The sequence below is a fragment of the Frankia sp. AiPs1 genome, from assembly GCF_023716945.1.
Classification (GTDB): Bacteria; Actinomycetota; Actinomycetes; order Frankiales; family Frankiaceae; genus Frankia.
On record NZ_JAMQQF010000261.1, the window covers coordinates 1 to 7,983 of the forward strand.

At 70.6% G+C, this 7,983-nt stretch carries 5 protein-coding genes and 1 pseudogene; 5 read left to right on the forward strand and 1 reads right to left on the reverse strand.

The annotated features are described in order from the left end of the window. Positions 1 to 113 precede the first annotated feature (113 nt). The 5 genes from nuoK (at position 114) to ND748_RS19960 (ending at position 6,912) form a co-directional block, all read left to right on the forward strand. On the forward strand, positions 114 to 413 hold the full coding sequence (gene nuoK / locus ND748_RS19940; RefSeq protein ID WP_251747520.1) for an NADH-quinone oxidoreductase subunit NuoK: 300 nt from the start codon (positions 114 to 116) through the stop codon (positions 411 to 413). A gap of 99 nt (positions 414 to 512) precedes the next feature. Continuing rightward, positions 513 to 2,498, forward strand: a complete 1,986-nt coding sequence (nuoL, locus tag ND748_RS19945) for an NADH-quinone oxidoreductase subunit L (RefSeq protein ID WP_251747521.1) — start codon at positions 513 to 515, stop codon at positions 2,496 to 2,498. Position 2,499: 1 nt separating this feature from the next. After that, positions 2,500 to 4,317 carry an NADH-quinone oxidoreductase subunit M gene (locus tag ND748_RS19950; RefSeq protein WP_251747522.1) on the forward strand — a complete coding sequence of 606 codons (1,818 nt, stop codon included), beginning with the start codon at positions 2,500 to 2,502 and terminating at the stop codon, positions 4,315 to 4,317. Beyond that, on the forward strand, positions 4,314 to 5,888 hold the full coding sequence (gene nuoN, locus ND748_RS19955; RefSeq protein ID WP_251747523.1) for an NADH-quinone oxidoreductase subunit NuoN: 1,575 nt from the start codon (positions 4,314 to 4,316) through the stop codon (positions 5,886 to 5,888). The genes ND748_RS19950 and nuoN overlap by 4 nt, the downstream gene beginning before the upstream one ends. A gap of 7 nt (positions 5,889 to 5,895) precedes the next feature. Then, positions 5,896 to 6,912, forward strand: coding sequence for a polyprenyl synthetase family protein (locus ND748_RS19960; RefSeq protein ID WP_251747524.1), 1,017 nt, complete (start codon positions 5,896 to 5,898; stop codon positions 6,910 to 6,912). Between the two features lie 311 nt (positions 6,913 to 7,223). On the opposite strand, the pseudogene ND748_RS19965 reads toward ND748_RS19960, so the two are convergent. Continuing rightward, positions 7,224 to 7,983: pseudogene (locus ND748_RS19965) on the reverse strand (hypothetical protein); the annotation flags it as partial.

The window sequence follows — 7,983 nt, forward strand, 5'->3', positions numbered from 1 at the left end:
CCGACACCCCCGGCGCCGACGGACGGCGCCGCGGCGGACGGCGGCGCAGGCGGGACCGACCCGGTCGACGCGAACGGTTCGGCGCTGGCGGGCGCCGGTAAGGGAGACGAGCGGTGAATCCCGCGAACTACCTGATCCTCTCGGCGCTGCTGTTCACCATCGGCACCGTCGGGGTCCTCGTCCGGCGCAACGCGATCGTCGTGTTCATGTCGATCGAGCTGATGCTCAACGCCGTGAACCTGACCCTGGTCACGTTCTCCCGGATCAACGGCACTCTCGACGGCCAGATCATGGCGTTCTTCGTCATGGTCGTCGCCGCCGCCGAGGTCGTCATCGGCCTGGCCATCATCCTCAGCATCTTCCGCACCCGTCGCTCGACGTCGGTGGACGACGTGAACCTGCTGAAGTACTGACCTGCGACCCAGCGGCCGCGGCGCTCCCGGCGGTCATGGAAGAACGGACGAGACTGCAGTGACGCTTTATCGCCAACGACGCGCCGTGGCGGGGTCGCGATGAGGGTCGAGCCGGTTCTGCTGGCGGCGACCGAACCCGGCAACCAGCCAGTTCACTATGCCGCCGCCTCCGGGGTGTTCTCGCTGTCCTGGCTGCTCATCGTGCTGCCCCTGGCCGGGGCCGCGGTGCTGCTGTTCGGCGGCCGGCGCACCGACCGGGTCGGCCACATCATCGGCACGCTGACGGCGGCGGCGAGCTTCGTGCTCGGCCTGGTGCTGTTCGCCACCCTGCTCGGCCGGGACGGCGACGACCGGGCGCTGTCGCAGCACCTCTACTCCTGGATCCCGGTGAACGGCTTTCAGGTGGACGTCGGTCTGCTCGTCGACCAGCTCTCCATCGTGTTCGTGCTGCTGATCACCGGCGTCGGCACGCTGATCCACATCTACTCGATCGGCTACATGGCGCACGACCCGAACAGGCGAAAGTTCTTCGCCTACATGAACCTGTTCCTGGCGTCGATGCTGCTGCTCGTCCTGGGCAACAACTTCCTGTCGCTCTACGCCGGCTGGGAGCTCGTCGGCCTGTCGTCGTTCCTGCTCATCAAGTTCTGGGAGGACCGGCCGGCCGCGGCCACCGCGGCGAACAAGGCCTTCTACATGAACCGGGTCGGCGACGTCGGCCTCGCCCTGGCCATCATGTTCATGTTCGCCACCGTGGGTTCGACCAGCTACGCGGACGTGTTCGGCGCCGCCGCCGCCGGTGTCATCGGCTACGGCACCCTGACCGCGATCGCGCTGCTGCTCCTGCTCGCCGCCTGCGGCAAGTCCGGCCAGTTCCCGCTGCAGGCGTGGCTGCCGGACGCGATGGAGGGCCCCACCCCGATCTCCGCGCTCATCCACGCGGCGACGATGGTCACCGCCGGGGTGTACCTGATCGTCCGGGCCGGGCCGATCTTCGACGGGACCCAGGCGGCGCGCACCGTCGTCGTCATCATCGGCGCCGCCACGATCCTCATCGGCTGCGTCATCGGCTGCGCCTACGACGACATCAAGAAGGTGCTGGCCTACTCGACGGTCAGCCAGATCGGCTACATGTTCCTCGCCGTCGGCCTGGGGCCGGCGGGCTACGCGCTGGGCATCATGCACCTGCTGGCCCACGGCTTCTTCAAGGCCGGCCTGTTCCTCGGCGCCGGGTCGGTGATCCACGGGATGGACGACGACCAGGACCTGCGCCACTACGGCGGGCTGTGGCGGTACATGCCGATCACCTGGGTGACCTTCGGTCTCGGCTACCTGGCGATCATCGGCTTCCCGGGGCTGTCCGGGTTCTTCACCAAGGACCGCATCATCGAGACCGCGTTCGACAAGGGCGGCACCTCCGGCTACCTGCTCGGCTCGATCGCGCTGCTCGGCGCGGGCATCACCGCGTTCTACATGACCCGGCTGTTCCTGATGACCTTCCACGGCAAGCCGCGCTGGTCGTCCGAGGGACCGGCGGCCAAGCACCCGCACGAGTCGCCGGTGTCGATGACCGGGCCGATGATCGTGCTGGCGGTCGGCTCGGTGTTCGCCGGCGGCCTGTTCGTCCTCGGCCACTCGTTGCAGGACTGGCTCGAACCGGTCGCCGGAACGGGCGTCGAGGGCGTGCACACGTTCTCCCCGGTCGTGCTCACCCTGCTCACCCTGGTGGTCACCGCGGGCGGTTTCGCCGGCGCCTACCTGCGCTACCAGCTGCGTCCGGTCGAGTCGGTGGCCCGGCCGGACACCGAGGTCAGCCTGGTCACCTTCGCCGCCCGGCACGACCTGTTCGCGAACACGTTCAACGAGACCGTCGCCATGCGTCCCGGCCAGTACCTGACCCGCTTCCTGGTCTGGCTGGACCTCGTCGGCATCGACGGGCTCGTGCGGGGCAGCGCCGCCGCCATCGGCGGACTGTCCGGGCGGATGCGCCGCCTGCAGACCGGCTTCGTCCGGTCCTACGCTCTGTCGATGTTGGGAGGTGCCGTCCTCGTGGTCGGCGCACTGCTGCTGGTAAGGGCGGGCTGACGTGAACACAGTCCCCTGGTTGACGATCCTGCTCATCGTCCCGGCCGCGGGAGCGGTGGTCGTGGCCGCACTGCCGCGGCGCCACGCCACGCTCGCCAAGCAGCTCGCCCTCGGCATCACGCTCGCGGTCCTGGTGCTCGCCGTGCTCGCGACCTTCGCCTACGACCCCGACAAGGCCGGTTTCCAGTTCGGCCAGTCCTACGACTGGATCTCCACGTTCGGCATCTCCTACTCGGTCGGCGCCGATGGCATCTCCCTGGTGCTGATGCTGCTGGCCGCGCTGCTCGTGCCGGTCGTGGTGCTGTCGTCGTGGGACGAGGTCGACGGCGGCGATGCTGCGGGCACCGGCCGGGTTCCCGCCCCGGCGCCCGCCCCCGATGCCGGTGGGTCCCCCGGCCAGGTCGGCGACGGTGGCATCGGTGGCGCTGGTGGCATCGCTGGTGCTGGTGCTGGTGCTGGTGCTGGTGGCGTGGGCGGCGGGTCGGGTGGGGGGACCGCCGTCGCGCTGGCGGCGCCCCCCGTGGTGACCGCCGCCGCGCCGGCGCAGGTCGCCACGCCCGCCGGTCGTTCGGTGCCGGCGTTCTTCGCGCTGCTGCTCGCCCTGGAAGCCGGCATGATCGGCGTGTTCGCCGCGACCGACGTCTTCCTGTTCTACGTGTTCTTCGAGGCGATGCTGATCCCGATGTACTTCCTGATCGGCAGCTACGGCCCGGTGAAGGAGCAGGCGCAGCGCTCCTACGCGGCGGTGAAGTTCCTGGTCTACAGCCTGCTCGGCGGCCTGCTCATGCTCGCCGCGGTGATCGGCCTGTACGTCGTGTCCGCGGACAACCTCGGGCACGGCACGTTCGACTTCGCCACCCTGCGCCAGATGGAGATCACCCCCGGGGTGCAGAAGCTGCTGTTCCTCGGCTTCTTCGTCGCGTTCGCCATCAAGGCCCCGCTGTTCCCGTTCCACACCTGGCTGCCCGACGCGGGCGCCCAGTCGCCCACCGGCGGCGCGGTGCTGCTCGTCGGCGTGCTGGACAAGGTGGGGACCTTCGGGCTGATCCGCTACTGCATCCCGCTGTTCCCGGACGCCGCGGACTACTTCGCCCCGCTGGTGCTGGGCCTGGCGGTCGTCGGGATCTTCTACGGGGCGCTGCTGGCCATCGGGCAACGAGATATGAAGCGCCTCGTCGCGTACACCTCGCTTGCCCACTTCGGCTTCATCGCGCTGGGCCTGTTCGCCTTCACCAGCCAGGCCGGCACCGGCGCGGTGCTCTACATGGTCAACCACGGGCTGTCGACCGGGCTGCTGTTCCTGGTCGTCGGCTTCCTGGTGTCCCGCCGGGGGACCCGTGACGTCGGCGCCTACGGTGGCCTGGCCAAGGTGACGCCGGTGCTCGCCGGGGTCTTCCTCCTCGCGGGCCTGTCGTCGTTGGCGCTGCCCGGGACGAACAGCTTCGTCAGCGAGTTCCTCGTCCTCGTCGGCACCTTCACGGCCAACAAGGCGCTGGCGATCGTGGCGACCTGCGGCATCGTGCTCGCGGCGATCTACGTGCTGTACCTGTACCAGCGGACGATGACCGGCCCGATCGTCCACGAGGAGAACCGGGTCCTGCACGACCTCGGCCTGCGCGAGAAGCTCGTCGTGGCCCCGATGGTCGCGCTCATCGTCGCCCTGGGGGTGTATCCGAAGCCGCTGCTTGACATCATCAGGCCGACGGTGACGGCGACCTACGCCGACATCGGCAAGTCCGACCCGGCACCGACCCACCCAGCGGCCGCCCACCCCGCTTCAGTGCACCCCGCTTCAGTGCAGCCCGGAGGCCATTCGTGAGCGCCGATCCGACCGTCCTGCTGGCGCAGACGCAGAAGATCACGCCGCCGTCGATCGAGTACTCCTCGCTCAGCCCGCTGCTCATCGTCTTCGTGGTGGCGCTGGTCGGGGTGCTCGTCGACGCCTTCGCTCCCCGCGGGGCGCGCCGCGTCATCCAGCCCGTGCTGGCCGGCGGCGGTTTCATCGCCGCGCTGGTCGCGGTCGCGGTGCTGCACGGCCGGCACGCGGTGCTCGCCTCGGGCGCGGTGGCGATCGACGCGCCGACGCTGTTCATGCAGGGCACGATCCTGGTCTTCGCGCTGCTGTCGGTGCTGCTCGTGGCCGAACGCCGGCTCGACTCCTCCGGCGGAGCGATCGTCGCCTCGGCGGCGATCACGCCCGGCTCGAAGGGCTCGACCGCGCAGCAGACCTCCGCGGACATGCAGACCGAGGCGTACCCGCTGATGGTCTTCTCGGTCACCGGCATGATGCTTTTCGTCGCCTCGAACAACCTGCTGGTGATGTTCGTGGCGCTGGAGATCCTGTCGCTGCCGCTGTATCTGCTGTGCGGGCTCGCCCGCCGCAGGCGCCTGCTCTCGCAGGAGGCGGCGATGAAGTACTTCCTGCTCGGAGCATTCTCCTCGGCATTTTTTCTCTATGGTGTCGCGTTCGCCTACGGATTTGCCGGCAGCGTGGAGCTCGGCAAGATCGCCGACGCGGTCGGCACCGTGGGGAAGAACGACCTCTACCTGTACCTCTCGCTCGCCCTGCTGGCCGTCGGCCTGTTCTTCAAGATCGGCGCCGCGCCGTTCCACTCCTGGACGCCCGACGTCTACCAGGGGGCCCCGACCCCGGTGACCGCGTTCATGGCCGCCGGGACCAAGGTCGCCGCCTTCGGCGCCCTGCTGCGCGTCTTCTACATCGCCTTCGGCGGCCTGCGCTGGGACTGGCGGCCGGTGCTGTGGACCGTGGCGATCCTCACGATGGTCGTCGGCGCGGTGCTGGCGCTGACCCAGCGTGACATCAAGCGGATGCTGGCCTACTCGGCGGTCGCCCACGCCGGCTTCCTGCTCGTCGGGCTCGCCGGCACCAACACCGACGGCCTGCGCGGCTCGATGTTCTACCTGGTCACCTACGGCTTCACCACGATCGCCGCGTTCGCCGTGGTCTCGCTGGTGCGCACGAGCGACGGAGAGGCCAGCGATCTGTCCCAGTGGCGCGGTCTCGGCCGCACCTCGCCGCTGCTGGCCGGCACGTTCTCCTTCCTCCTGCTGGCGCTCGCCGGCATCCCCCTGACCAGCGGCTTCACCGGAAAGTTCGCCGTGTTCCAGGCGGCGATCGAGGGCGACGCGACCCCGCTCGTGGTCGTGGCGCTGGTCTGCAGCGCGATCGCGGCGTTCTTCTACGTGCGCGTGATCGTGCTGATGTTCTTCTCGGAGCCGCTCGCCGAGGGGCCCGTCGTGGTCACCCGACCGACCCTGACGTTCGCCACGGTGGGCATCGGCACCGTGGCGACGCTTGTCCTGGGAGTAGCGCCACAGCCCCTTCTGGACCTCGCGAATACCGCGGCGACGTCCGGCTTCGTACGCTGACGGTGGTATGAGCGCTATCGGGCTGGACGTCGTGGGGATCAGGACCGATCCTGATCTGGAAAAAGCCGTGCGAGATGGGCTTGGTCAGGTGGAGGAGCTGCTACGCGCATCTGTGCGCAGCGAGTTCTCCTTCGTGACCGAGACCTCGCGGCATCTCGTCGATGCGGGGGGTAAACGCTTCCGCCCCATCGTCGTGCTGCTGGCGGCGCAGTTCGCCGATCCGCACGCCCCCGGGGTGGTGCCGGCGGCCGTCGCGATCGAACTCACCCATCTGTCGACGCTGTACCACGACGACGTGATGGACGAGGCCCCCCGGCGTCGGGGAGCGGCGTCCGCCAACGCCCGGTGGACGAACACGGTCGCGATCCTCACCGGCGACTACCTGTTCGCCCGCGCCTCCGACATCACCGCGGACCTGGGCCCCGCGGCGACCCGCATCCTCGCCCGGACGATCGCGACCCTGTGCGAGGGGCAGATCCGCGAGACCGTCGGCCCCGCCCCCGACCAGGACCCGGTCGAGCACTACCTGCGGGTGGTCACGGAGAAGACCGCCTCGCTGATCGCCACCTCCGGCCGCCTCGGCGCGATGCTCGCCGGCGCGGACCCGCTCACCGTCGACACCCTGGCGACCTTCGGGGAGCTGTTCGGGGTGGCCTTCCAGCTCTCCGACGACATCATCGACGTCGCCTCCGACCCGGCCGACTCCGGCAAGACCCCCGGCACCGACCTGCGGGAGGGCATCCCCACCCTGCCGGTGCTCTACGCGCTACAGGCCGACGACCGGCCCGCCAGCCGGCTGCGGGAGCTCATCAACTCGGACTTCGCCGCCGGGGGTGGGAATCCGGAGGAGGGCGTCGCGGAGGCGATCGAGCTGCTGCGCGCGCACGAGGGGATGGCAAGGGCCCGCCGGGAGCTGGTCACCTGGTCGACCCGCGCTCGGGAATGCCTGGCACCGCTGCCGGACAACGCGGCAAAGGCGGCCCTGGAGTCCCTCGCCGACTTCGTCATCGACCGCACCGGCTGACACCCCGGCGACGCCGACACCCCGGCCACGCAGACGTCCCGCCATGCGGACGTGTCGGCCATGCGGACGTGCCGGCCATGCGGACGTGCCGGCCATACGGACATGCCGGCCATACGGACATCCGGACCACCGGCCTATCCGCGTAGCCGGACCGACCTGGCGCGGCTGATGTTCCGCCTCCGTCGGTGAGGCCGACCGACCGATCGCCACCGGCGCAGGGGCCGTCGCCGCGCCGGAGCGGACGCCATGTTCCGGGACAGGAGCGGGCGTCCCGGCGCAGGGGCGGCCGCCCCGGGGGACGGCGACTGCGATCAGTGAGCGGTCTGGGACGCGCTCGGCGTGCTGCTGGATCGTTGCGCCGGAACCCCGGACCTCGTGGACGCCGACGACGTGGTGGCGGTCGAGGCGGACGAGGTCGAGGCGGACGAGGACGAGGCGCCGAACCAGGAGCCGAGCAGCGGCTCCACATCGATCGGATGGAACGGCAGCGCACCGGTGCCTGGGGACGAGGCGGCGCTCGGCGAGGCCGACGGGCTCGCGGCCGGGCTGGTGGCCTCGCCGTTGTCGGACGCAGACGGGGTCGCCGTCGTGGTCGGGGTCGCCGTGGCGGAGGCGCCCGTCACGGTGCCGGTGTTCGGCGCGAGGGAGCGTAGATCGGTCGGCCCGGTCGTCGGCTGGTCCCGCGGGGTCAGGGAGATGATCGGAATCGGGGCGGTGGTGGGGCCCAGCGCGACCGTGGTGACAGCGCTCGATCCCGACGCGGCGGAACCGCCGGTCCCGGCGCCCGCCTTGTCGGCGCTCGGCGCAAGCTCGGCCCGCGGCGGCGCGTTCTGCGTGCGGTCCCGCGACGCCTGAGGCTGCGACGCGCCGTAGGCGAGGGTCTCCGTGCCGCTGTACTGGATCCGCGATGCCTCGCCGGCGTTCGGGACCGCCGCACCGCCACCGCCGTCGCCCCCGAAGGCCACCCCGGCGACCAGCGCCGACAGCCCGGCGAGCGAGGCGGTGCCGGCGGCGGCCAGGCGTACCCGCCCGTTGCCGCGCCGCAGCGGAGCCCGATGCGCACCCGTGACC